Genomic DNA, 22,458 nt, shown 5'->3' on the forward strand with positions numbered 1-22,458 from the left:
TATTGTCGGGGATACGCCCTCGAATATTAAATCCGGCGCACCGATGGTTTGGCCGAGGCCAGCAGGAGTTGTTGCATCTGGCTGTTGGCGCTCAAGCCGGTGATGACGACGCGTGGCAACTGGGCCAATTCGGTCTTTACGGCCTTGCCGCTCACAACGACTCGCTCCAATTTTTCGGGTTCGGCGGCTTGCGCAGTGGCGGCCGCAAACATGGCAGCGCCGACGATGAAACGAACAAAATATTGGCTACGCATGATGACTCCTTGAGTGAACATCGAAGCGGCTGTCGTGAATCAATGGCTGCTTCGTTGAACTCAGTATCGGAAACCCTGAGGCGCGCCGCCACGGCCATGCGATGAAACGCCGCCGGCTCCGTGTGGCCTGCGTCAGCGGCCGACAAAGGGTTTACCCGCGGCCAGCAAGCTCGATATACGGGGTCTTGACGCTGGCTCAAAGCGCTTGGATCCCACGCCGAAGCGTCAGCCACCTATGATGTCAGGTTGCTTCGCCATTCTGCTGACCATGTCCGACTCCATATCTTTGCCGTTTGAAATCCCGATGATCCGCGTGCGCGGCGCGCGCACGCACAATCTGAAAAACATCGATGTGGACCTGCCGCGCAACAAGCTGGTGGTGATCACGGGCTTGAGCGGCTCGGGTAAATCGAGCCTGGCGTTCGACACCTTGTACGCCGAGGGCCAGCGCCGTTACGTCGAGAGTTTGTCGGCCTACGCACGGCAGTTTCTGCAGCTGATGGACAAGCCCGATGTCGATGTGATCGAAGGCCTGTCACCGGCAATTTCGATCGAGCAAAAGGCGACCAGCCACAACCCGCGCTCCACCGTCGGCACCGTCACCGAGATCCACGATTACCTGCGCCTGCTCTATGCCCGCGCCGGCACGCCGTTCTGCCCCGACCACCATCTGCCGCTGGAGGCGCAAAGCGTCAGCCAGATGGTTGATGCGGTGCTGGCGATGCCGCAGGACTCCAAGCTGATGCTGTTGGCACCGGTGGTGCGCGACCGCAAGGGCGAGTTCATCGAATTGTTCGAGTCGCTGCAGGCGCAGGGTTATGTGCGTTTCCGGGTCGATGGAGCGACCATTGATGCGCCCGACTTCCCGGCGCTGAAGAAGACCGAAAAGCACGATATCGATGTGGTGGTGGACCGCATCAAGCTCAAAGCCCGCGACGCGAATGACGCCGACGAGAGCGCCGATGGCTTGCGCCAGCGCTTGGCCGAGAGCTTCGAGGCGGCACTGCGGCTGGCCGAGGGGCGCGCCTTGGTCTTGAATATGGACACGGGCGCCGAGAAGGTTTTGTCGAGCAAGTTCGCCTGCCCGGCCTGCAGCTACTCGCTGTCGGAGCTGGAGCCGCGGCTGTTCTCGTTCAATTCGCCGGTCGGCGCCTGTCCGTCTTGCGAGGGTCTGGGCCAGCTGACCATGTTCGATGCCGAGAAGGTCGTGGCCTTCCCGAGTTTGAGCCTGGCCAGCGGCGCGGTGAAGGGCTGGGACAGGCGCAATGCCTACACCTTCTCGATGCTGGAGGCGGTGGCCGCGCATTACCAGATCGACATCGATCAACCGTTCGAGGAACTGCCCGAGCAGGTGCGCCAGGCCTTTTTGCATGGCTCGGGCGCGGAAGAGATTGCCTTCGTTTACCAAGGTGAAAGCGTTCCCGGCGGCCCCAAGAAGCGCGCGGTCAAGCGTTCGCATCCCTTCGAGGGCATCTTGCCCAGCCTGGAGCGGCGCTTCAAGGAGTCGGACTCCAGCGCGGTGCGCGAAGACCTGGCCCGCTATATGGCGGCCAAGCCCTGCCCGCATTGCGAGGGTTCTCGCCTGCGCCGGGAGGCACGCAATGTCGTGCTGCAACCGGCCAATGCGGCGCCGGGAACCAAGGGCCGGCCGATTTACGACGTCGAGCATTCGACGCTGCGCGACTGCCTGGTCTATTTTGAAGGCCTGAAGCTCAAGGGCGCCAAGGCCGAGATCGGCGACAAGGTGGTGCGCGAGATCACCTCGCGCCTGCGCTTCCTGAATGACGTTGGGCTGAACTACCTGAGCCTGGACCGCAGCGCCGACACCTTGTCGGGCGGCGAGGCGCAGCGGATTCGGCTGGCCTCGCAGATCGGCTCGGGCCTGACCGGCGTGATGTATGTGCTGGACGAACCCAGCATCGGCCTGCACCAGCGCGACAACGACCGCCTGATCGCGACGCTGCGGCGCCTGCGCGACCTCGGCAACACGGTGATCGTGGTCGAGCATGACGAGGATGCGATCCGCGCGGCCGACTATGTGCTGGACCTCGGCCCCGGCGCCGGTGTGCATGGCGGGCGCATCATGTCGCAGGGCACGCCCGAGCAGGTGGCGGCCGACCCGAATTCGCCGACCGGGCGCTATTTATCCGGCGCGGCTTGTATCGAAGTGCCACGCGAACGCCACCGTGTCAGCGCCGAGGCGGCGCACCAGGCGCTCAAGATCGTCAATGCCCGTGGCAACAATCTGAAGGGCGTGACGGTCGAGATCCCGGTCGGTCTGTTGACTTGCGTGACCGGCGTGTCCGGCTCGGGCAAGAGCACCTTGATCAATGACACGCTCTACACGGCGGTCGCCAAGAAGCTTTACCAAAGCCATGCAGACCCGGCGCCGCATGACCAGATCGAGGGGCTGGAGGCCTTCGACAAGGTCATCAACGTCGATCAATCGCCGATCGGCCGCACGCCGCGCAGCAACCCGGCCACCTATACCGGCCTGTTCACGCCGATCCGCGAACTCTTTGCCGAAATGAACACCGCGCGGGAGCGGGGTTATGGCCCCGGCCGCTTCAGCTTCAACGTGGCCGGTGGCCGCTGCGAGGCCTGCCAGGGCGATGGCGTGTTGAAGGTGGAGATGCACTTTCTGCCCGATGTCTATGTGCCTTGCGACAGCTGCTTTGGCAAGCGCTACAACCGCGAGACGCTGGAGGTGCTCTACAAGGGCAAGAACATCACCGAGGTGCTGGGGCTGACGGTTGAGGACGCGCATCAGTTCTTCAACGCCGTGCCGACGCTGGCGCGCAAGCTGCAGACGCTGCTGGATGTGGGCCTGGGCTATGTGAAGTTAGGCCAGAGTGCGACGACCTTGTCGGGCGGCGAGGCGCAACGGGTCAAGTTGGCACTTGAGCTGAGCAAGCGCGACACCGGCCGCACGCTCTACATTCTGGACGAGCCGACCACCGGCCTGCACTTCGCCGACATCGCCCTGCTTTTGAAGGTCTTGCACCAGTTGCGCGATGCGGGCAACACCATCGTCGTGATCGAACACAACCTCGACGTCATCAAGACGGCGGATTGGGTCATCGACATGGGGCCGGAAGGCGGTTCAGGCGGCGGCCTGCTCTTGGTGGCCGGCACGCCGGAGACGGTGGCCGCCCATGAGGGCAGCCATACCGGGCGCTATTTGAAGGGTCTGTTGCGCTGATTTCGGTTCAGCCGACCTTGCGGCGGCGGGCCATGAAACCGACGGCGAACAGACCGGCCATCAACATGGCCCAGGTGCCGGGTTCGGGCACAGCCGGTGCAATCGGACCCGGTGGCAAGGTCGAGACCAAGCCGCCGCCGCCAAGCCCGCCGCCACCAAGCCCACCACCGCCCAAGCCACTACCGCCACTCGGTGCCACCAAGCCCGGCGTGACCAAACCTGCGCCCTCGAAGCCTGACCCACCGGCCAATTGTGCAAAGCTGTTCTTATCACTTGGCGGGCCAGCCAACGGGCCCGCAGAAGTTGGATCCAATTCCAGTGGGCCTTCCGAATCTTGCGTCGATGAAGCCAGGCTTGGTCCCCCGCCCGGTCCTGCGGCACGTGGGGCGATGCGTTGGATGCGGCTCACATTGCGACACACCGTCGGCACCAGAATGCACTGCCCTTCTTCGCAATAGACCAAGCCGCGTTCCTCGTAGGCCTGTGTCCATTTGGCACGGCTGACCGTCTTGCAGACATTGTTGGCGCCGAAATGCATATCGGTGATGGCGCTGCCGTATTGGGCTTGGCCTTGGATACCGTCGCGTTTGATGGTGACCAATTCGTCGTAGTCTCGCTTGACCATGCGCTCCTTCAAGCGCGCCCGCACCGGTGCGGGAATATCCGTATAGCGATCAACGGCGGCGACAATGTCACCCATGAAAGGGTTGACGCCGGGTTTGTCCCATGAGCAGTGTGGCAAGGTGGCGCCAGACGCTGCGCTGGAGGCGGCTAGAGCGATCATTGCAAGCATGGACATTTGGAGATTCCGTCAAGGTTTGGCCCGCGGGCCTGGCGGCAGAGCCGTCGAAACTTTCGGTGAACCAGGTGTTTATGCTGATGGAATAGTCCCGCTAATCCACCGATTCGCCATGTCAAGAGTGTACTAACCCTTGGTCGTTGGGCGCCGCTTATGGAATGGGCAGATCGGTCTAGGCGGTGTGTTAATTCACGTTTACCCTGTATTTGCAAGCACGACAGGCCGGCAAGTGCCAAAGCGCGGTGCTTGTCGGGCAACTCCCTGTCATTTTTCAACGTGGGCGGCCTTGGCTCGACCACTTGGCGATCAAATCGCTGCTAATCTGAGCAGGCTACGCCGCCTGCCGACCAACTTTTCAAAATACCCCATGTACCCGGCCAATACACGCCATGTGCTCTATGTTGAAGACGATCGCATCAACATTGTTTTGATGGAAGAGGTCTTTCGGCGTTTGCCTGACTGGCAATTGGATTGCGCGGAAGATGGCGCCCAAGCTCTGAGTCTGCTTGAGAATTTGCAGCCGGATCTGGTGCTGATCGACATGAATCTGCCCGATATGAGTGGCTTGGCTCTGCTGGCGCAGTTGCGAAGCAATCCACGCAATGCCGGCCTGCTTTGCGTTGCGCTTTCGGCCGATGACCTGCCGGATCAGGTCATTGCCGCCCGTTCGGCAGGGTTCAGTGATTATTGGGTCAAGCCGATTGATGTGATTCAAATGGTCGAGGTTTTGCGCGCGGCCTTGCCAAGTGTTTAGGCGCAGAGAGAAGTAAGGCCGGCGCAGACTCGCTCCATTCACCGGGCGAAAAAAAAGGCCCGGTTGTCCGGGCCTTTCTATTGCAAGCCGAAACCGCACGAAGGCGGCCCATCTGCGTCACGCATTACTTCAAGTGACTGTTGATCAGCTTGGTCATTTCGAACATATCGGCCTTGGCCTTGCCGAAGATTTCCTTCAGCGCCGCGTCGGCAACGATGATGCGCTTCTGCATCGCGTCTTGCAGATTGTGCTTCTTGATGTATTCCCAGACCTTCTTGGTCACGTCGGTGCGTGGCAGCGGTGCCGCGCCCACGATCGCAGCCAAGGCGGCGCTAGGGGTCAATGCCTTCATGAAAGCTGCATTCGGGGTGCGCTTCTTTGCAGGAGCGGCATCCTTCTTGGCAGCCGGAGCCTTCTTGGCCGCAGCAGCTTTCTTAGCAGGTGCAGCTTTCTTGGCCGGCGCAGCAGCTTTGACAGTCTTAGCGGCCGGAGCCGCAGCTACTTTTTTCGCCGGAGCGGCTTTGGTGGCCGGAGCCGCTTTCTTAGCGGGCGCGGCCTTCTTTGCAGTTGCCATTTCTATTCTCTCCATCAAAAGTTGTTGATGTGCTGGGTCCGGGTGAAGGCCGCATAAGCCTTCAATTCTCTCTAGCACCTAGCAGGGGCGATGGTACTGCGGCACTCGGCGCTTGAGAAGGCTTTCATAGGGGAAGCGGGCCCAATCTCACACCGAAATGCAGCTTGTTTACCCTAGGTGTCGCGCACTCGCATCATTTGTTGCCGATTTGCCCTTGAATCCAGCCATGGCAAGGGCAAGCGAGTGAGTCACGCCCGCGAAACTCGCTCGCAAATTTACGGCTGATTGCCGGGTAAATTTGACGTTAGTATTTTGGCGCAAGGAGCAATAATTCGGGCTCTTGTCGCCGGGCTTCCATTGCTAGCGCTCAAGCTCGTAGGACAGCAGCGCCACGGTTTCCCATTCAACCGGGTGTCCGTTTTCAAGATAAGGGGCAAAGCGCGCCGAGCGAATGTCTTGCAAGGCTTGCTGATCCAGGCGTGGAAAGCCGGCCGACTTTTTCAGGCTGACCTCTTTCAAAAAACCGCGGGCGTCGACGACGATGCGCAGATGCACCACGCCTGACTCGCCCAAGCGGCGCGAGGCTAAGGGCACGGTCATTTGTGGCTCGACCAAATACCGCATCGCACCGGGCGCAAGTTGCCGCGGGCCAATCGATGGGGGCGCTGCGGTTGCTTGAGGCGGCGCAGGGACTTGTGTCGAGATGGCGGCGGCGATCTGAGTTGCTGCCTCTGCGGGCGCTGCGGTCTGACTGATCGACAGCGTCGCAGGCGTTGTCGAGAGGGGCGCCTGTGCCTCCGGCGTTGGTGCCGGCGAACTGCTCTTGACAGGCATGGACCGAAGCGGTGGCGACTTGGGCTCAGCCGAGGGGGGCAGCGCCGGAGCAATCAGGTTCAGCACGATGGGTTCCGGCTTGCTGGTCATCTGCCGGGCGCCGACGGACTGCCACAAGGCCCATGCGGCCACCAAATGACCCAACAGGACGCAACCCAGCAAGAGGCTCCGCCCAGGCTTGGTCAGGTCCTGGTAGGGCACCATAGACCTTGCCGCTTGGCTCCGCGACCGATGCTTGACGATGGGCGCGGAGGTGGCGGAATGAATAGCGAATACGGGAATCACTGCAAGCCCCTGATGCTTGAATTTGCGGAAACTTCTTTGCCCTGAAAGGCTTTGCGCTCATCCTATCATTAATGCGAACGATTGCTATTTGCGTCATTTAATCGGGCGTGAAAAAGCCCTCTGAGGCCAGTGACTTCAGAGGGCTTTTCAAGAGAGGGCGGGGAGGGGCCGATGAGCCCCGCGGTCAACTCAATGCTTGGCGTCTGCCTTGGTGATTTTGGGTGCCGTGTGCAAGCTCAGCACCATGGTTGCTGCCAGAATTGCGATCACCACGCCGAGCGAGACCAATACCGGGATTTTCACCAGATCGATCAAGATCATCTTGCTGCCAATGAAGGCCAAGACCACCGCCAGGCCGTAACTGAGCAAATGGAACTTGGTCGCCATCGCGGCCAGCAGGAAGTACATCGCACGCAGACCCAGGATCGCAAAGATATTCGAAGTCAAGACGATGAAGGGATCATCCGTGATGGCGAAGATGGCCGGGATCGAATCAACCGCGAAGATCACATCGGTCATGCCGATCAAGGCAATCACCAACAGCAAGGGTGTCGCCAGGCGTTTGCCGTTTTCGACCGTGAAAAAGCGCTCGCCGTCAAAGTTCTTGCTGACCGGCATGGTGCGGCGCAAGAGCTTCAGGGCCGGGTTGGCTTCCAGATCGGGCTCCTGGCCGGCGGCCCACCACATCTTGATGCCGGTGATCAGCAAGAAGGCGCCGAACAAATAGAGCACCCAGTGGAACTCGGCGATCAAATAGCTGCCGACCAGAATCATCACCGTACGCAAGACGATGGCGCCAATGATGCCGTACATCAGCACGCGTTTTTGGTATTCGGTCGGCACCGAGAAGTAGGTGAAGATCATCAGGAAGACAAAGATGTTGTCCACCGCCAGCGACTTCTCGATCAAGTAGCCGGTCAAGAACTCCAAGGCGCGGGTATTGGCTAACTCCACATTCCCCGTGCTGTCCTTGATGGCCCACCAGAACAAGCCGTTGAAGGCCAGGCTCAAGCCGACCCAGACCAGCGACCAATTGACCGCTTCTTTGACCGAGACCTCATGCGCGCCTTGCTTGCGCAGCACCACGAAGTCGACGAACAGGGCCGCCAAAACCGAGCCGCCGAAAAAGAACCAAAGCCACAGGGGCGCAATCGTATCCATTGAATTTCCCGCAAAAAATTGTCAATCAAGCCGCCCCATTTGCTCAAACCATGGGCGCGACCAAGAGTCGAAAGGTCTTGCGGGACGGCGCTTTGGATTGTCTAAATCAATCAATCCACTGCCGGCTGCGGGGCCCGGGCATCTTCACAGACACCGTACTGACGGGCGGCCGCCACGGCTTGCACCGCGTAGCTACTCCCCCTTCGAAGCCCGCATTCTGCCAGCAAAAGGCAAGACCTGTCCCCGTCTAGGGACAAATCCCCAGCGCAGCGAGATGCAAAATGTCACGGCGCGCTTGTATATTCGGCGGCATGAAGATACTGCTACGTTGGTTTCTATTGGCCGCAGCCTTGCTGTTGGTCGCCCATTTATATCCTGGCGTGGTGGTCACCAGCTTCAGTTCGGCGCTGATCGCGGCGATGGTGCTGGGCCTGCTCAATACCTTGCTGCGACCCATCCTGGTGCTGCTGACCCTGCCCGTTACGGTGGTCAGCCTGGGTTTGTTTCTCTTCGTCATCAACGCCTTGATGTTCTGGGCGGCCGCCAATTTGCTCGGTGGCTTTGAGGTCGCCGGATTCTGGGCGGCGCTGATCGGCTCATTGATCTACAGCCTCTTCGGCATGCTGATCGATGTCTTGTTTGAGCGGCTATTCCCGGATCAAGATTGAACCTGAGGATCGCATTGAAGGCCTCTTTGCGGAGGTGAGTCCGCGCACACGACGCAATTGCGCCCTTGCGCCTTGGCGCGGTAGAGCGCCGTATCCGCTTGCGCCCAAGGGGTTTCGGTGTCATCCATCGGCGCTATGCCGATGCTAACCGTAACGTGCAGGCCCGCCGTCACCGCCGGCCAGTCATGGGTTTCGATTTCTCTGCGAATCCTCTCGCAGGCCACCAGCGCTTGCTCGGGGCTCGCGTCGGGCATCAAGACAATAAACTCCTCGCCCCCCAGCCGTATCGGCAGGTCACGCGATCGCACATGCGCCAGCAGCAGACTCCCGACTTGCCGCAACACAGCGTCACCGATCTCGTGACCGAAGACGTCATTGATCTTTTTGAAATGATCCAGATCCAGCATCGCCGCCAGCAGAGGGCGCTGGGTTGTCTTCAAGTGGGCCCATAGATCGGGCAAGCGTGAGCTCATGTAGCGGCGATTCGGCAGACCCGTGAGGGCGTCGTGGTGAGCTTCGGCCTCCCATCGGGTCGCTTGTATCCGCTGCATCTCAGCGTCCAACTGCGCGTTCGGTGCGCAGGCGTTGCTGCTCGATATCATGTTGATGACGCATCATCCAGGCCTGCAAATCAGCCCTTGCGCGGGCCTGTTTGAGTGACAAGGCGTGAAGCTCTTCAAACGACAATAAGGCGGCTTTGTACCTTGTCAATTGCCGCTTGGCCTTCACGATGAGCCGCAAGATATCCAAATGGCTGAGCAAGTCTTCCTCGGGCAAAGTCTGCCTCACCAGCAATAAAGACTGCAGTGCTTCATCGGCCCGACCTTCTCTCAACATCCATTCGCACAACACCGCTTGGGCCCCGACGACCAATTGCACTAGGCCATGCTGGCGGCCCAGTTGCAGCGCACCTGCGGCCAGATCCCGGCTCTGCGCCTGGCGCCCCAGGCCTTGAAGTGCACGGCTACGGTTCAGCATGCAAATGCCTTGGCTGTGTGCATTGGCCTCTGCGTCGGCCAGACTTTGGGCGCGTAGGAATAGCTCCAATGCCTGCTCCAGCTGGGCATCCGAAGGCGGCGATTCCCGCAGCAAACCTTCGACGGAGATCCAACCCTGGTTGTACACGACCGAAAACTGCAAGCTCGCATCGTTCAAGCTCTCGGCCTGCCGCATGGCCTGGGCAAAAAATTCCAAAGCCCGTTCTTGTTGGCCCAGCATGCCGTGCACTTGGGCGACTCTAAGATTCGCCCAGCCGCTGGCAAGGGCGTCGCCGGATTTGGCCGCCAATTCGACGGCGCGCTGTGCATGTGCCAAGCCCTGCTGCATCATGTCGGCCTGCAAATACGCGACCGCGAGGGTGCCCAGCAGGCGCGCATGAACAGCTGTTTAACCCGCCTGAGTCAATAAGGGTTCGGCAATTCGACCCGCTGCCAGGCAGGCCTTTAAATCGCCCAAACGCAAACGATGCAAGGCCAGCAAGGCAAGGACGCCGCCATCCTCGCGCAAGGCCAGCGCCAACTCCGCGTACTTCGCCCCCTCGGCATGCCGGCCCATGCGTTCAGCAGCGGCAGACATTTGAAAATACTTGTCGAAGTCCGGTTCAAGGTCCACGGTTTGCTTCAAATCTTGCCAGCTGGAGAAATCGATCGGCTCAATGTCTTTGCCTGCGCGCCGATTCGGAACTCAAGGCAACTCGGCCCCCGGCGGTACGCCGCGCGGATACATCTCGGCCAGCAACTGGCGGCGCTCATAAAGCAAGCTGCGCAGGCGCGAGTCGATCACGGCGGCTTCGACCTGATCGGCATCGCGGCCGCGCGATTGACGCAGGCCCGAGCGAAAACGGTCAATCGCGCCGTTCAAATCGCCCATCGCCGCGCGCTCCTCACCCTGGGCGCGTACCGCACGCAAGGGCTGATCCAGCTTGCTCCACAAAGCCCCCAGCTCGGCCCAGGCGAGTGGATCCATCGGGTTCAGGCTGACATAGGTCTGCAAGCCCTCGGCGGCTTCGCGGACCTTGGCCGGATTCGGGTCCACCCGCGCCAACTGTGCTTTTTGAATCAGCATGGGTCGCGAGCGCTCGGCCGCAAGTGGCTTCAAGGCGGCATAACCGTCCGCTGCCTGGCCCCGCGCCTGATTCAGTTCGGCCCGCAAGTAACGCAGCAAACGCTCGGCCCTGGCGTCATGCCCCATCAGTTGCAAGGTCAACTCGGCGCTGCGCAAGGCGTTTTCGGCGCGCGGGTAATCACGCATCTTGATCGAGGCCAAAGCGCTGGCGTAGCGGGCGGCGAGTTGCTCATAGCCCTTGCTTTCGGCCGAACCCTTGCCGGACAGTTCACGTGCGCCGGCATCCAGGTTTTGCAAAGCGATCCAGGCCTCGGCCCGTGCATCCATCAGCACTTTGGCGCGGGCGGCCATCAGCGCATGCTCGGCGCTGCCGACCGGTCGCTCGTAGTCGGTGGTGCCCATGCGCAGGCGCGCGTCACCGATCCGTTCGGTGGTCAATGGGTGGGAGCGCAGATAGGGGTAAGAGCCCGAATCCATCAGATGGTTGGCCTGCTCCATGCGCTCGAACATGCTGTACATGCCGGCCTGTGAAAAGCCGGCCTGGTTCATGACCGTGAAGCCGACCCGGTCCGCCTCGCGTTCCATATCGCGCGAAAAACTCAGCGACGCTTGCGCCGCCGCCGCCTGGCTGCCGACGATGGCCGCATTGGCCACGTCCGAGCTATGGGTGCGCGAAGCCACAATCAAACCCGCCACCAAGCCGGCCAAGGCCAGCATGCTGTTGCGCGAATCGCCGGCGATGCGCCGCGCAATATGCCGCTGAGTCACATGCGACAACTCATGCGCCAGCACCGAGGCCAGTTCATCGGCCGAATTCGTCATCGCGATCAAGCCCAGATGCACACCGACAAAACCGCCCGGCAGCGCAAAGGCATTGATGCTGCGGTCGCGCACCAGAAATATTTCCCAGGCAAAGCGCTCATTGGTCTCATCGCCGATATTGCCGAGTTGCTTGGCCGTCGTGACCAGGGGTGCCCAGATCGACTGCAAATACTCCAGCAGCAAGGCGTCTTCAAGAAAATCCGGGTCGGGGCGAATCTGCCGCATGACCTGATCGCCGATCCGGCGCTCGGTGCCGAGGTCTAGATCTTGCGAGACCGAGTCACCCAGGGCGGGCAGATTCACCTGCGCATGACCCATGGGCCCGCCCATGCCCAAGACCGCAGCCGCCAACAAGCTGACGGCACTGCGGCTCGGGCGACGCATCAAACTGACAGTTAGCTTCAACAACACAGACTCCAAAAAGCACTCGCCCTTCTATGATGCGCTGACAATCGTTTCCCAATTGTTGCCGCTTTTCAAGGGCCGACATCTCAATGACTACAGAACTCACTCATTTTGACTCTCAAGGCCAAGCCCATATGGTGGACGTTGCGGCCAAAGATGTCACTCACCGTATCGCCGTCGCTGCGGGCCGCATCAGCATGCAGGCCTCCACCCTAGCATTAATCACCAGCGGCAGCGCAAAGAAGGGCGATGTTTTAGGTATTGCCCGGATTGCCGCCATCCAAGCGGCCAAGCGTTGTGCCGACCTGATCCCGCTCTGCCACCCCTTGCCCTTGACCCGCGTGGCGGTCGAATTCGAGATCGACCCGGCCGCCAACGCCGTGCATTGCCGTGCTCAAGTCGAGACCTTGGGTCGCACCGGCGTTGAGATGGAAGCGCTGACTTCGGTGCAGATCGGCCTGCTGACTATTTACGATATGTGCAAAGCAGCGGATCGCGGCATGGTGATGGGCGACATCCGCGTGCTGGAAAAGCATGGTGGCAAGAGCGGCGACTGGTCGGCGCCCTGATTACTGGCGCAGCTCGCGCCAGTTGTAGTCGCGCTGCGGCGGCTCGCACTGGAAGGGTTTGAGCGCGCCCGCCTCCGGCTCGTGCTCGCAGTCCTCCAGCCACTCCGTGCCGGCCGGGTTGCGAAACTCGCGCAGTCGCTGCACCACATAACGTGCCTTGTCATCGTCGCCGACGGCGTGCAGGGATTTGGCCCAGGCAACCATCAAGCGCGCATCGATCAGGTTGTGCGCGGTGCGTTTGGCGGCCTCAAGCGCCGCCGGGCCGGCGGGCAAGGAGGTCGCCGCAGCGTAGTCGGCCTGGGTCGAAAACAAGGCCGTGGCTTGGCCGCTGGCAATGCGCTTCATCAAGGGCGCGGCATTGGCGGACGGGGCGTAAATTTCGACCACCCGAAGGTATTCCCAAACGGTAAAGCCGCTGCTCGCAAGCATCAACGCGCCGATCCAGCCCCAAGCCCGGCCATTCGCCTTCGATGCTGCGTCTTCGTTCGCCCCCAGCGCCAAACCGAATGCAAAGGCAGTCGGCAGCAAGAAGTAGGCGTACCAGAGCGGGTATTCCAACAAGCTGTGCAGGCCAATCATCAAGACCAACATGAAGGCACAGCGGCGTGCCACCGCATCGCCGCCGCTGGCCGCCTTGCTGAGCGCAAAAGCGCGCCAGAGCGACCAGGCCAGCAGGCCCAGAACGGCCAGACTCAGCGGCAGACCTACTTCAACGGCCAGCTGCATCACGATGTTGTGGGTGTGATCAAAAAAAGCGATCGGCCGATCCGGGAAGGGTGTCATGGTCCAGGCCAGATTGAATTCGCCCCAGCCGACGCCCGTCCATGGGTTGGCCTTGAGCAGGCCCCAGGCATTGGCAATAATCGCCAAGCGTTGCGGTGAACCGGCGCCTTCGGCCAGCCTCGACTCGGCCCCCAGCGCATGCTCGCCCCCGGCCGCCCAGACCGACAGTAGCCACCAACTCAGCAGCAGCAGCAAGGGCGTGGCCATCAGCGCCAGTTTGGCGGGCCGGCCGAGTTTTCTATCCATTGCGCCCCAGGCCGCCAAGATCAGCACGCCGATCACGCCGGTGCGCGATGCACTCAGCACCACGGCAAAAACCAGCGCAAACAGCAGCAGCGGCAACACCAATGCGCCGCCGATTGATTTGAAACGGCCCTGGTCGGCCAGATAGACCGCAGCCACACAGGCCCACATCAACAGGCTGGCCAAATGATTGGGTTGGCGCATATTGCCGACCGCACGGCCGGGAATGCCCGAACGGGCAATTACATGACCATCGGCCCAGCCGGGCATAAAAACCTGCACCAAGCTAACCAGCAAACTCAAGACCCCCGCCAACAGCAGTCCCCAGCACAAGGCCTCCAGCCAGCGTTGCCGGTCGCCTCGCGGCAGCCCCTGGCCGGCCAGCAGCAGGGCAAGCGCTGCCAGCAGCATGCCGCTATTGGCCAAGGCGAGTGCAGAAGGCAGGCTGGCCAATAAAGAGGAGGCCCAAGGTGCCAATGCCAACAAACTCAATGCCGCGGCGGCGGGCGTGAATCGCCAGCGCGGCGCCCCCTTGCCCGCCATGCTCATCAGCACCAAGCCCCAACCGGCCAGTGCGGCGAGTTGATTGAACAGCGTCGCCGACGGTGTCAGGTTGAACGCCAGCAAGGGCGCCACCGTGCAGGCGAGCAATATGGCCAGCAAGGTGGGCCCCTCAAGCGGCGTCGGCGCAGACGACGAGGCAGGAGAAAAAGCCGGAGAAAAAGCAGGAGCGGAAAGCTTGGTGGGTATCGACATGGGGGCGAATCATCACATGAACCGGACTGCCTTGGGCAGCCCTTGCGCGCGCTTCAGTCGAGCGCCTTGCACATGCCCATTTCGCAGCGCACTTGTATCGAGCTCGCAGCACAGGCGACGGAGAAAATCTCAACAATACCGCTGCGTGACTGCAGCTGAGCCCTTGGGCGCACCTCGCCGGGGCCCATGCAGCCGCGTTCTTTGGCGGCGCGCTCGGCCTCGTAGTCATAGCGGCTGCTCGTGAGCTTGGGGGCTGCGGGTGCCGCCGCCATGGGCGCAGCCTGAGCCGGCTTGGCCGGTGTGATTGCCGCGTCTGGCGCAGCGGCCATGGCAGCTGGCTCGAACGTTGCGGTGCCTGCCGGCACGACCGCGGGCATATTGGCGGGCATCGTTTCTGCACGCGTCTCACTAGGCGGCGCCGCCATCAAGGGACTGCTCACCAGACTGGTCTCCAATACCCCGGCGCGGCCGGTGCTGGCGTCCACGCTGTGCAGTCGCGAGCCCGCACTGAGCAGGCCCATCTTGACTTCTTGCCAGACAAACGCAGGCTCGCCGGCCTTTGCCATGAGGGTCAGCGCATGGGTGTTTTCGCCTTTGGACACCAGTTGATGCTCGCCGGCCTCGACATCGGCCACCACAAAGGTCTTGCCCTTGGTGGTGCCGGCGGGCTTGCCGTCCACTTCCAGGTCCAGCCCCACCAAGCTGCCCATGAACTCATTGCGATAGATATAGATGCGCGACTGCGTGGCGGCGACTTCGAAGCGCTTGACGGCCATGTCCTGCCCCGGTGCGGCGTTCTGCACGCTCGCACAACCGGACAACAAGCTCACCGCCAGCATCAAGGGCAAAGCAATTCGTTTCAGATTCAGATCCATGGTCGGTTGCGCCGTGCGGCACCCCGGTATTGAGGCAGCAGCGAGTGTATGGGCTGCGCGGGGCGGCCCGCGGCCGTCTTGCGCTCACGCTTCATGCAGTATTGCCGCCGGCTCATAAACAAATTTGACGGTTGCGTACTAGTGTACTACTATAGATATACACATAGGGAGTGCCCGTGAGCTTCGACGGTTTCATCTTCAGTATCAACACCGGTTCTACCGAGCCGATTTACCGCCAATTGGTCGAGCAGTTACGCCGTCGCGTGGCCAGCGGGCAGTTGGTGGCGGGCCAGGAGATCCCCTCGGTACGCGAGGTGGCGCAGGCCTTGGCCGTGCATCCGATGACGATCTCCAAGGCTTACAGCCTGCTCGAGGCCGAGGGCCTGCTCGAGCGCCGGCGCGGCTTGGCGATGCGGGTGGCGGCGCAGCACAGTCGGGCCCAACCGGCGGCCGATCGCATCGAGTCGCTGCGGCCCACGCTGGAGCGCGCGGCGGCCGAGGCGCAGCAGCTAGAGGTGCCGGCCAAACAAGCGCTGCATCTATTCGATCAAATTCTTCAGCAAGGGGGCGCCAAATGAGCGCTGTCACCATGTCAAATTCCGTCACCGCGCAAATGCAAGGGCTGAGTCTCAGCTACGGTCAACAAAAAGTGCTGAGCGACCTTGACTGGCAACTGCTGCCCGGCCAGGTGGTTGGCCTCTTGGGGCGCAACGGCGCCGGCAAGACCAGCCTGCTGGAGACGCTTTTGGGCTTGCGCGAGCCGCAAACCGGCAGGGTGCAGGTGTTTGGACAGACCGCCGCCGAGCTGGACGACGCCGGCCGCGCCCGCGTCGGCTATGTGCCGCAGCAGAGCGATCTGTTCGAGGGCTTTACGCCAGCGCAACTGCTGCGTTACTTCAGGAGCTTCTATCCGCGCTGGAACGAGGCCAAGGTCGAAGGGCTGATGTCGCGCTGGGATATCGCGCGCGACAAGCCGATCGCCAAACTCAGCGGCGGCCAACAGCAGCGCTTGTCCATCATCCGCGCGCTCGCTCATGAGCCCGATTTGTTGGTGCTGGACGAGCCGGTGGCCAGCCTGGATCCCGCCGGCCGCCGCGACTTTTTGCGCGAGTTGGTCGACCAAGTCTTGGACCGTGGCACCACAGTGGTGTTCTCCACCCATATCTTGTCGGACCTGGAACGGGTCGCCTTCAACGTGGCCTTTTTGAAGCAGGGTCGTATCGTGCTGCAGGCGCCGCTGGATGAGTTGCTGGACGAGGTGCGGGTCTTGAGTGGGCCGAGTGCCGAGTTGCAGGCGTTGATCGCCGCGCAAGGTTTGCGGGCCTTGCACCGCAGCCCGCTTGAGGGCGGCCGCGAACGTTGCCTGCTGCGCTATCCGCAGGCTTCATCGTCCAGCGGGCAGGTGCCGGCCAGCGTGAGCAGCGAGCGCATCAATCTGGAAGATCTGTTCATGGAGCTGACATGAGCATGAGTACGCTTTGGTCGAACTACAGCCCGCTCTTGTTGGCGCCTTTGCAGCAGCGCCGCTACACGGGCGAATTGTGGATCTGGTTGCTGCTCTTGTTGCTGGTCGCGGGCGTGGCCGTGGCGGTCGGCGTCATGGTGGATGTGCAAGCGGCGCTAGGCATCGCCGGCATCGCCGTCGGCACTTGTTTGCTGATCTATTGGGGCATCAGCTTCGCCAGTCTGCGGCGACAAAACCATCCGACCGCCGCCCGACTGGTGCCCGGGCACCTGAGCCGATTGCGCCGCTGTGCGGTCGGCCTGCTGCTGGGTTTGAGCCTTACGGCGGCGTTGCTGTTTGGCTCGCATTTGGGCCAGCCCTTGGCCTGGGGCATGGGCGCGGGCTTCTTGATGTTGCTGGTCGCGGCGATGCTGCGCTGGTACCGGCTGTGGTTCCTGATCTGGATCGTGCCCAGCCTTGGTTTTTGGTGGCCGGTGAATGCGCTGTGGCTGCGAGTTTGGCATGGCCTGCTGCATTGGTACGCGACGCAGCCCGCCAGCTTGGCTTTGCTGGCCGGCTTGCTCTTGCCTTGGCTGCTGAGTCGCTTATTGCAAGACGGCGGCGCGGCGCATCAAGCCAGCTATCGCGAGGCCGAAATGCTGCGCTTGGCCTTTGCCGATCAAACACGCGGCCTGTCTACGGGCAAATACTCGGGCAAGACCGGTCTGACGCTGATGAAGCTGTTCGCTTGGCCGCAGCCGCTATGGCAGCGCTTATTGCTGGCCCATGCCAAGCCCGAAGCGCGCAGTGCCTTGGCGCGTGCCGACCTGGTGTGCCTGGGCAATCAGCACTGGACCAGCATCCTGGGTTCCTTGACTATCGTACTGGCGCTGCTGGCGATTGGCGCGACGGTCGTTGCCCAGTTTTACGCACCCAACTGGTCGAGCTTCGGCGGCAATGGCAGCTTTGGTTTGCAGATCGGCATCATCAGCATGGTCTTGAACCCGCTACTGGGTCTGGCCGCCAGCCTGCATCGCAGCCGCCGCGAGCAGGCGCTGCTGATGCTGCTGCCGGCGATGCCGCGCGGGCAAACGCTGAACCGGCTGTTGGCCCGGCGGCTGTTGACGCAGTACTTCTTGCATTGGACGGTGGCCTTGGTTCTGATCGGCCTGATGGTGGTGCCGGCCTCCGGCGGCGATGCTCCGCGTTTGGGCCTGTATGCCTTGTTGCTGGCCTTGCCCATGGGCAGCTATTTGTTGCGCGATTGGTCGCGCCAAGCCGCTCCGTTGGGCGCGCATCAGCTGTTGCCGCTGATCGCCATGGCCGCCGGTGCAGCGGTATTGGCCGGCATGGCATGGCTGGGTTTGAGCCTCTGGATCACGGCGGCATTAAGTCTGGGTTTGACGCTGTTCTTGTTGCAGCGCCGTTGGCAGCGACTGGTCTTGCCTAGCCCGGCCGCGATGCCGGTCGGGCGCTGGGCTTGAAGCTCCATCTCCTGCCCGGCCAGACCGCAGCCGAAAGAGTCGGTCTAGCTGTTTTCGCTTGCTTGCGCGCCTTGGGGTGATTGGACGGTTGGCCCGGCCAACAAAGCGGTGCGACCCCCGGCTCGGCTTTGATTCAGGAAGGCCGCCTGTTCGGCGGTGGCCGACAGCCCCGAAGCGGGACTCGCTGGTGCAAGTCCGGTGGCTTCAAAAAACTGCAAGCTGCCCGCAGCTGACGCCTCGGTTTGCTTTAGGGGGGGGCAACTCATAGGGGATAGGGGGAAAACTGCTTGGCGTCGTGCGGGGAGACCCGTTGCGCTGAGGCGCCGCAGGTTTTGAAAGTTGCTTTTATGCTCAGCTCTTCTTGACCATCACGCCACCGGCCTTGACGCCCAAGGCGAGGCCTGGCTTCGGTTCTGGCTTTGGCTCCGGCGTATTGCGCCGCATCTTCCTGCTTGCTTTGACGGCCAGCTTGTTTGGCTGCGCCAATATGAAGCCCGCGCCGGCTGCCTATTTGAGCAGTTATGAACAATTGAGCCCCGCCGATAAGGCCGCCCCATCGCGCAGCTTTGTGCGCCCGGCAACCAAATTTGATGCAAGCAACATCGAGCTTTCCCAGGTGGAATGGGTCGGCCATGGCCCCAGCGCCTTGAGCGCCCAGGAGCAGCAACAGTTGGTGAGCCATTTGCGTGAACAGCTCTCGCTCGGGCTTGCCGACCTCGGCAGCGCGCAAGCGCCAACTGCTGCAAAAGCAGATACGAAGACCAAGCCCACCCTGCTGTTGCGTGCGGGTGTGACGAGGGCCGAGGTCGTTAGCCCCACCTTGAATGTGGTCAGCACTGTGTTCTTGTTCGTTCCGCTTGACCGCGGTGGCGCGGCGGTTGAGATCGAGTTGCTGGACGCCCAAACCCGCCAGCCAGTGGCCGCCTTGCAAAGCACCCATTACGCGCCCATGACCGAGTTCAAGGCAAGATTCCAGCGCTTGGCGCCGGCCGAATATGCGGTCCGCCAAGCGGCACTCGAGTTCGTCGAGATATTGAGAACGGCGCAATAGGCTTGATCGATGACCAAGCGCACCAGAACGTGGGTACGAATATTGCCGGGCTTTGGACCGTCTTGAACCTAAACAACACCCCAAAACTCACCCGATGTCTCCGCGGGCCTCGCGTCCTTCTGTTCAAGGTCCGCGCACCGACCCTGGCCCGAAGCTCAGCGCAACCAAGCCACAATCTGCGGCGCCTGCAGTGCCCCCGACATGCGCTGTAGCTCCTTGCCCTGCCGCATTTGCAGCAGCGTCGGGATGCTGCGGATGCCGAAACGCTGTGACAGCTGCGGGTTCTCGTCGCTATTCACCTTGACCAGCAAGACCTGACCCTTGGTTTGCTTGGCGGCGATGGCGAACTGCGGCGCCATCTGCCGGCAAGGGCCGCACCAGGGCGCCCAGAAGTCCACCAGCACGGGCAGCTCGCTGCCGGCCACCACCGCGTCGAAGTTGGCGTCCGTCAATTCGACCACCTCGCCGCTGAGCAGCGCTTGGCCGCATTTGCCGCAGACCGGGTCTTGGGCTGCGCGCTCGTCGGGCACACGGTTCTTGGTCAAGCAATGGGGGCAGGTGATCAGCATGATGAATTCCTCTTTCGACTCTGCAGCTTGGGCGGCCGGCCAGAATTTCAAGGTGCGGCTTCCAAGGTCGCCTGCAAATGCGCGCCCACCTCCTGCATGAACGCGCGCACCCGCGCGGTTTGCCGCAGATCCGGGTGGGTCAAAAGCCAGACCGGCGTATTGACGTCGCTGAGCACCTCGGAGACCGGTAGCAAGTCGGGCTCATGGCCCTCGATCAGCGTCGGCAGCAGCGCTAAGGCCAGGCCGGTGCGCGCCATCGCGACGGCCGGATGCAGCAGGTCCAGCCGCATGACGATGCTTGCCGGCGGCACATGGTCGAGCATCCAGCGGTCGAAAAAACGTGAGCGGCGCTCGCGGTCGAAACCTATCCAGGGGTAGTTGGCACAGAGTTCACTCACCGGCAGGATGCTTTGCGGCAGGCCGGCCTGGCCGCGCCTGGCGTAGACGCGCATGCGCACCTCGCCCAGGCGCCTCCCGACCAGATGCTCGGGCACGACCCGGTTCATGCGCAGCGCCACATCGGCGTCGCGCTTGGACATATCGACCAGGCTGGAGTTCTCGTTCACCTCCACCTCGATACCGGGATGGCCGCGCCTGAACGCCGCCAGCGCCTCGGGCAGCAGGTAGAGCATCGCCACAAAGGCGGTGCTCAGGCGCAGCGTGCCCTGCAACTCAAGGTCACGCCCGACGATGCGGCGCTGCATCTCGGCGATCGCGGGCCGCATCTCGCGCGCCTGCGCCGCCATCAACTCGCCCGCCTCGGTTGGCCGGTAGCCGCTGCGTAAACGCTCGAACAGGCGCGCACCCAGCCGTTCCTCCAGGGCGTCCAGCCGCCGCAAAACGGTGGTGTGCCGCACGCCCATCAGCTTGGCCGCGCCATTCAGCGAACCGGCCTCGGCAATCGCCAGCGCGTAGCGCAAATCGTCCCAATCCAGCCCGACTTCCAGTTGTTCCATTGTGCGTATTTGCAAACTCGGATTGCGGTTTGCGTAGTTGTTTGTGCGTTGGCGCAAACATAACATCTGTTCCATCGAAAACCAAGCCAAGCCGGCATTCAGCAGGAAGTGAATCATGAATAGCAGCAGCCTCAACTACCTTCAGTCCGCCCAAGCGCAGCCAAGGCCGGCACCAAGCTCCTTCTTCTGCGCCCCGCGCCTCTTGCTGAATCGCTGGCTTGAGACCTGGGCCACTCGAGCCGAGGCACGCTGGAAGACCACCGACCTGCGCAGCCGCTATTACTGAGCTCCACACCAGACCAACAAGCAGGGGAACCGCAGCATGCCTTTTCTTCATCTCAGCCTATGCCCAGCCCCCGGCGCGGACCCCAGCCTGCGCGAGTTGGCCGTGACGCTGACCGACTTGACCGCCGAACATCTGGCCAAGGACCCCGCTTTGACGGCCGTGCGCATAGAGTTGGTGCCGGCCACGCAATGGTTCATCGGCGCGCGAGCCATGGCCGCCGATACGCTGGCCAGCTATCAACTGCAGGTGCAGGTGACGGCCGGCACCAACAGCACCGCGCAGATCAGCGCCTACTTGGCCGCAGTCCATCGGGCGATGGGCGCCGCCTTGGGCCGCCTGCATCCCACCAGCTACACCGTCGTGCAGCAACTGCCCGCCGAGGCCTGGGGTTATGGCGGGCGAAGCCAAGCCGCCCGCAGATTGAGCGCAGAAGCGCCGGCTTGATCGGCGTTGACGGCTCGGGCCATCACCTTTATTGACGCAAGGCCGTATTTTTTGTCTCGCTGTGGCACAGTGCTGGCTTCTATGCAGAGCAAGGACGGGAACGGTGGCAAGCAAAGCTGGGTCTAGCCCGACGATTGTTGATGTGGCCGAACAGGCCGGCGTGTCGATCAAGACCGTCTCGCGCGTGCTCAACAAGGAAGCCGGGGTGCAGGAGAAGACCCGTGAGCAGGTGCTCAAGGTCGTCGCTGCACTGAAGTACCGGCCCAAACTGGCGGCGCGCAGCATGGGCGGTGGGCGCTCATTTTTGATCGGTCTGCTCTATTACGACCCGAGCGCGGCCTTTGTCGGCGGGGTGCAGCAGGGCGCGACCTTGCGCTGCCGCGAGTCGGGCTATCACCTGGTCGTCGAGTCCTTGCATAACGACGCCCCCGACATCTACAACCAGGTCGACCGCATGGTCTCGGCGCTGCGCCCGGACGGCATGATTCTGACGCCGCCGCTGTGTGATAACCCCAAGGTTCTGCAGGCACTGCGCGACAACGAAACGCCATTCGTGCTGCTCTCTCCGGGCCAGCAGCCGGCGGATCAATTCAGCGTGCGCATGGACGATGAACTCGCGGCCGAAGAAGTCACGAATCTATTGATCAGCCTCGGCCACGAACGCATTGGTTTCATCAAGGGCGCGCCCGATCAGGCGGCCTCGGAGCTGCGTTACCGGGGTTTTGTGCGGGCGATGCGCTCGCATGATTTGAGCGTCGAGGAGAGCTTGGTGTGGGAGGGCGACTTCACCTTCCCGAGCGGCGTCGAAGGGGCGCACAAGCTCTTGAGTCGCAGCGTGCGGCCGACGGCGGTGTTCGCCAGCAATGACGATATGGCTCTGGGCGTGCTGGCGGCGGCGCAACGCTTGGGGCTGAATGTGCCGGCCGATTTGTCGATTGCGGGCTTTGATGATTCCAGCGCGGCCAGCCTGGTCTGGCCGCCGCTGACCACGGTGCGCCAGCCGACCCATGAGATGGCCAGTGTGGCGGTGGAAATGCTGATCGCCGCCAAGGGCAATGACGCCGAGGCGGCGACGCCGCAGAGTTCGCACCGGGTGCTGCCGCATCAACTGCTGGTGCGCGATTCCAGCCGCGCCTTGCACTCAAGCCCGGCGCCCAAGAAGAAGGCTTGATCCGC

General features: G+C 62.3%; 24 protein-coding genes. 11 read left to right on the forward strand and 13 right to left on the reverse strand.

Features of this window, described 5'->3' with window-relative positions:
* Nucleotides 1-26: 26 nt before the first annotated feature.
* The gene (locus tag LNV07_RS20350) at nt 27-254 is read right to left on the reverse strand and encodes a hypothetical protein (protein WP_263573014.1); all 228 of its coding nucleotides are present in this window, start codon (nt 252-254) and stop codon (nt 27-29) included.
* Between the two features lie 268 nt (nt 255-522).
* On the opposite strand from LNV07_RS20350, the gene uvrA reads away from it, so the two are divergent.
* Nucleotides 523-3,456 (forward strand): excinuclease ABC subunit UvrA, encoded by a 2,934-nt coding sequence (gene uvrA / locus LNV07_RS20355; protein ID WP_263573015.1) that lies wholly within the window; start codon nt 523-525, stop codon nt 3,454-3,456.
* 7 nt (nt 3,457-3,463) lie between these two features.
* Here uvrA and LNV07_RS20360 read toward each other — a convergent pair whose 3' ends face one another.
* Nucleotides 3,464-4,255, reverse strand: a complete 792-nt coding sequence (locus tag LNV07_RS20360; RefSeq protein ID WP_263573016.1) for an MHFG family PEP-CTERM protein — start codon at nt 4,253-4,255, stop codon at nt 3,464-3,466.
* Nucleotides 4,256-4,622: 367 nt separating this feature from the next.
* On the opposite strand from LNV07_RS20360, the gene LNV07_RS20365 reads away from it, so the two are divergent.
* Nucleotides 4,623-5,009, forward strand: coding sequence for a response regulator (locus LNV07_RS20365; RefSeq protein WP_263573017.1), 387 nt, complete (start codon nt 4,623-4,625; stop codon nt 5,007-5,009).
* Nucleotides 5,010-5,133: 124 nt separating this feature from the next.
* Here the strand turns inward: LNV07_RS20365 and LNV07_RS20370 are convergent, their stop codons facing one another.
* From LNV07_RS20370 to LNV07_RS20380, 3 genes are all read right to left on the reverse strand, one after another.
* A complete protein-coding gene (locus tag LNV07_RS20370) occupies nt 5,134-5,583 on the reverse strand; it encodes an SWIB/MDM2 domain-containing protein (RefSeq protein ID WP_263573018.1) in 450 nt (149 codons plus the stop codon).
* A 360-nt stretch (nt 5,584-5,943) separates the two neighbouring features.
* Nucleotides 5,944-6,621, reverse strand: a complete 678-nt coding sequence (locus LNV07_RS20375; RefSeq protein ID WP_263573019.1) for an energy transducer TonB — start codon at nt 6,619-6,621, stop codon at nt 5,944-5,946.
* Nucleotides 6,622-6,891: 270 nt separating this feature from the next.
* Entirely contained in the window at nt 6,892-7,863 is a 972-nt protein-coding gene (locus LNV07_RS20380) for a TerC family protein (protein ID WP_263573020.1), read from the reverse strand.
* Nucleotides 7,864-8,174: 311 nt separating this feature from the next.
* On the opposite strand from LNV07_RS20380, the gene LNV07_RS20385 reads away from it, so the two are divergent.
* The gene (locus LNV07_RS20385) at nt 8,175-8,531 is read left to right on the forward strand and encodes a phage holin family protein (protein ID WP_263573021.1); all 357 of its coding nucleotides are present in this window, start codon (nt 8,175-8,177) and stop codon (nt 8,529-8,531) included.
* Here the strand turns inward: LNV07_RS20385 and LNV07_RS20390 are convergent.
* From LNV07_RS20390 to LNV07_RS20405, 4 genes are all read right to left on the reverse strand, one after another.
* A complete protein-coding gene (locus tag LNV07_RS20390) occupies nt 8,522-9,082 on the reverse strand; it encodes a GGDEF domain-containing protein (RefSeq protein WP_263573022.1) in 561 nt (186 codons plus the stop codon). The two genes, LNV07_RS20385 and LNV07_RS20390, sit on opposite strands and share 10 nt — an antisense overlap.
* Before the next feature lies 1 nt (nt 9,083).
* Complete coding sequence (locus tag LNV07_RS20395; RefSeq protein WP_318013776.1) at nt 9,084-9,899, reverse strand: tetratricopeptide repeat protein; 816 nt, start codon at nt 9,897-9,899, stop codon at nt 9,084-9,086.
* Between the two features lie 18 nt (nt 9,900-9,917).
* On the reverse strand, nt 9,918-10,142 hold the full coding sequence (locus LNV07_RS20400) for a hypothetical protein (protein WP_263573023.1): 225 nt from the start codon (nt 10,140-10,142) through the stop codon (nt 9,918-9,920).
* A gap of 72 nt (nt 10,143-10,214) precedes the next feature.
* Complete coding sequence (locus tag LNV07_RS20405; protein ID WP_263573024.1) at nt 10,215-11,825, reverse strand: M48 family metalloprotease; 1,611 nt, start codon at nt 11,823-11,825, stop codon at nt 10,215-10,217.
* An 86-nt stretch (nt 11,826-11,911) separates the two neighbouring features.
* Here LNV07_RS20405 and moaC point away from each other — a divergent pair, with 86 nt between their 5' ends.
* Nucleotides 11,912-12,391, forward strand: coding sequence for a cyclic pyranopterin monophosphate synthase MoaC (gene moaC, locus LNV07_RS20410; RefSeq protein ID WP_263573025.1), 480 nt, complete (start codon nt 11,912-11,914; stop codon nt 12,389-12,391).
* Here the strand turns inward: moaC and LNV07_RS20415 are convergent, their stop codons facing one another.
* Together LNV07_RS20415 and LNV07_RS20420 are read right to left on the reverse strand one after the other, a co-directional pair.
* Nucleotides 12,392-14,173 (reverse strand): PglL family O-oligosaccharyltransferase, encoded by a 1,782-nt coding sequence (locus tag LNV07_RS20415; protein WP_263573026.1) that lies wholly within the window; start codon nt 14,171-14,173, stop codon nt 12,392-12,394. It lies immediately after the preceding gene.
* Between the two features lie 53 nt (nt 14,174-14,226).
* Nucleotides 14,227-15,048, reverse strand: a complete 822-nt coding sequence (locus tag LNV07_RS20420) for a DUF2846 domain-containing protein (RefSeq protein ID WP_263573027.1) — start codon at nt 15,046-15,048, stop codon at nt 14,227-14,229.
* A 176-nt stretch (nt 15,049-15,224) separates the two neighbouring features.
* Between LNV07_RS20420 and LNV07_RS20425 the strand changes: the two genes are divergently transcribed.
* From LNV07_RS20425 to LNV07_RS20440, 4 genes are all read left to right on the forward strand, one after another.
* Nucleotides 15,225-15,626 (forward strand): GntR family transcriptional regulator, encoded by a 402-nt coding sequence (locus LNV07_RS20425; protein ID WP_263573028.1) that lies wholly within the window; start codon nt 15,225-15,227, stop codon nt 15,624-15,626.
* Nucleotides 15,627-15,637: 11 nt separating this feature from the next.
* Nucleotides 15,638-16,513, forward strand: coding sequence for an ABC transporter ATP-binding protein (locus tag LNV07_RS20430; RefSeq protein ID WP_263573029.1), 876 nt, complete (start codon nt 15,638-15,640; stop codon nt 16,511-16,513).
* Nucleotides 16,510-17,976 (forward strand): hypothetical protein, encoded by a 1,467-nt coding sequence (locus LNV07_RS20435; protein ID WP_263573030.1) that lies wholly within the window; start codon nt 16,510-16,512, stop codon nt 17,974-17,976. Before LNV07_RS20430 ends, LNV07_RS20435 begins: the two co-directional genes overlap by 4 nt.
* 361 nt (nt 17,977-18,337) lie before the next feature.
* Nucleotides 18,338-19,027 carry a DUF3313 domain-containing protein gene (locus LNV07_RS20440; protein WP_263573031.1) on the forward strand — a complete coding sequence of 230 codons (690 nt, stop codon included), beginning with the start codon at nt 18,338-18,340 and terminating at the stop codon, nt 19,025-19,027.
* Between the two features lie 155 nt (nt 19,028-19,182).
* On the opposite strand, the gene trxC is transcribed toward LNV07_RS20440, so the two are convergent.
* Entirely contained in the window at nt 19,183-19,596 is a 414-nt protein-coding gene (trxC, locus tag LNV07_RS20445; protein ID WP_263573125.1) for a thioredoxin TrxC, read from the reverse strand.
* A 47-nt stretch (nt 19,597-19,643) separates the two neighbouring features.
* Nucleotides 19,644-20,552, reverse strand: coding sequence for a LysR family transcriptional regulator (locus LNV07_RS20450; protein WP_263573032.1), 909 nt, complete (start codon nt 20,550-20,552; stop codon nt 19,644-19,646).
* Between the two features lie 115 nt (nt 20,553-20,667).
* Here LNV07_RS20450 and LNV07_RS20455 point away from each other — a divergent pair, with 115 nt between their 5' ends.
* The 3 genes from LNV07_RS20455 (at nt 20,668) to LNV07_RS20465 (ending at nt 22,453) form a co-directional block, all read left to right on the forward strand.
* Complete coding sequence (locus LNV07_RS20455; RefSeq protein WP_263573033.1) at nt 20,668-20,838, forward strand: hypothetical protein; 171 nt, start codon at nt 20,668-20,670, stop codon at nt 20,836-20,838.
* Nucleotides 20,839-20,874: 36 nt separating this feature from the next.
* The gene (locus tag LNV07_RS20460; protein WP_263573034.1) at nt 20,875-21,282 is read left to right on the forward strand and encodes a tautomerase family protein; all 408 of its coding nucleotides are present in this window, start codon (nt 20,875-20,877) and stop codon (nt 21,280-21,282) included.
* 103 nt (nt 21,283-21,385) lie between these two features.
* A complete protein-coding gene (locus tag LNV07_RS20465; protein ID WP_263573035.1) occupies nt 21,386-22,453 on the forward strand; it encodes a LacI family DNA-binding transcriptional regulator in 1,068 nt (355 codons plus the stop codon).
* The last annotated feature ends 5 nt before the right edge of the window (nt 22,454-22,458 follow it).

Origin of the sequence: Roseateles oligotrophus, assembly GCF_025717515.1 — a bacterium.
Taxonomy (GTDB): domain Bacteria; phylum Pseudomonadota; class Gammaproteobacteria; order Burkholderiales; family Burkholderiaceae_C; genus Paucibacter_A; species Paucibacter_A oligotrophus.

What these genes read in the sequence shown, in the direction of transcription:
- LNV07_RS20350 (WP_263573014.1), bottom strand. Translation starts at nt 254, where the DNA reads ATGCGTAGCCAATATTTTGTTCGTTTCATCGTCGGCGCTGCCATGTTT.
- uvrA (WP_263573015.1), top strand. Translation starts at nt 523, where the DNA reads ATGTCCGACTCCATATCTTTGCCGTTTGAAATCCCGATGATCCGCGTG.
- LNV07_RS20360 (WP_263573016.1), bottom strand. Translation starts at nt 4,255, where the DNA reads ATGTCCATGCTTGCAATGATCGCTCTAGCCGCCTCCAGCGCAGCGTCT.
- LNV07_RS20365 (WP_263573017.1), top strand. Translation starts at nt 4,623, where the DNA reads ATGTACCCGGCCAATACACGCCATGTGCTCTATGTTGAAGACGATCGC.
- LNV07_RS20370 (WP_263573018.1), bottom strand. Translation starts at nt 5,583, where the DNA reads ATGGCAACTGCAAAGAAGGCCGCGCCCGCTAAGAAAGCGGCTCCGGCC.
- LNV07_RS20375 (WP_263573019.1), bottom strand. Translation starts at nt 6,621, where the DNA reads ATGGTGCCCTACCAGGACCTGACCAAGCCTGGGCGGAGCCTCTTGCTG.
- LNV07_RS20380 (WP_263573020.1), bottom strand. Translation starts at nt 7,863, where the DNA reads ATGGATACGATTGCGCCCCTGTGGCTTTGGTTCTTTTTCGGCGGCTCG.
- LNV07_RS20385 (WP_263573021.1), top strand. Translation starts at nt 8,175, where the DNA reads ATGAAGATACTGCTACGTTGGTTTCTATTGGCCGCAGCCTTGCTGTTG.
- LNV07_RS20390 (WP_263573022.1), bottom strand. Translation starts at nt 9,082, where the DNA reads ATGCAGCGGATACAAGCGACCCGATGGGAGGCCGAAGCTCACCACGAC.
- moaC (WP_263573025.1), top strand. Translation starts at nt 11,912, where the DNA reads ATGACTACAGAACTCACTCATTTTGACTCTCAAGGCCAAGCCCATATG.
- LNV07_RS20415 (WP_263573026.1), bottom strand. Translation starts at nt 14,173, where the DNA reads ATGTCGATACCCACCAAGCTTTCCGCTCCTGCTTTTTCTCCGGCTTTT.
- LNV07_RS20420 (WP_263573027.1), bottom strand. Translation starts at nt 15,048, where the DNA reads ATGGATCTGAATCTGAAACGAATTGCTTTGCCCTTGATGCTGGCGGTG.
- LNV07_RS20430 (WP_263573029.1), top strand. Translation starts at nt 15,638, where the DNA reads ATGTCAAATTCCGTCACCGCGCAAATGCAAGGGCTGAGTCTCAGCTAC.
- LNV07_RS20435 (WP_263573030.1), top strand. Translation starts at nt 16,510, where the DNA reads ATGAGCATGAGTACGCTTTGGTCGAACTACAGCCCGCTCTTGTTGGCG.
- trxC (WP_263573125.1), bottom strand. Translation starts at nt 19,596, where the DNA reads ATGCTGATCACCTGCCCCCATTGCTTGACCAAGAACCGTGTGCCCGAC.
- LNV07_RS20450 (WP_263573032.1), bottom strand. Translation starts at nt 20,552, where the DNA reads ATGGAACAACTGGAAGTCGGGCTGGATTGGGACGATTTGCGCTACGCG.
- LNV07_RS20455 (WP_263573033.1), top strand. Translation starts at nt 20,668, where the DNA reads ATGAATAGCAGCAGCCTCAACTACCTTCAGTCCGCCCAAGCGCAGCCA.
- LNV07_RS20460 (WP_263573034.1), top strand. Translation starts at nt 20,875, where the DNA reads ATGCCTTTTCTTCATCTCAGCCTATGCCCAGCCCCCGGCGCGGACCCC.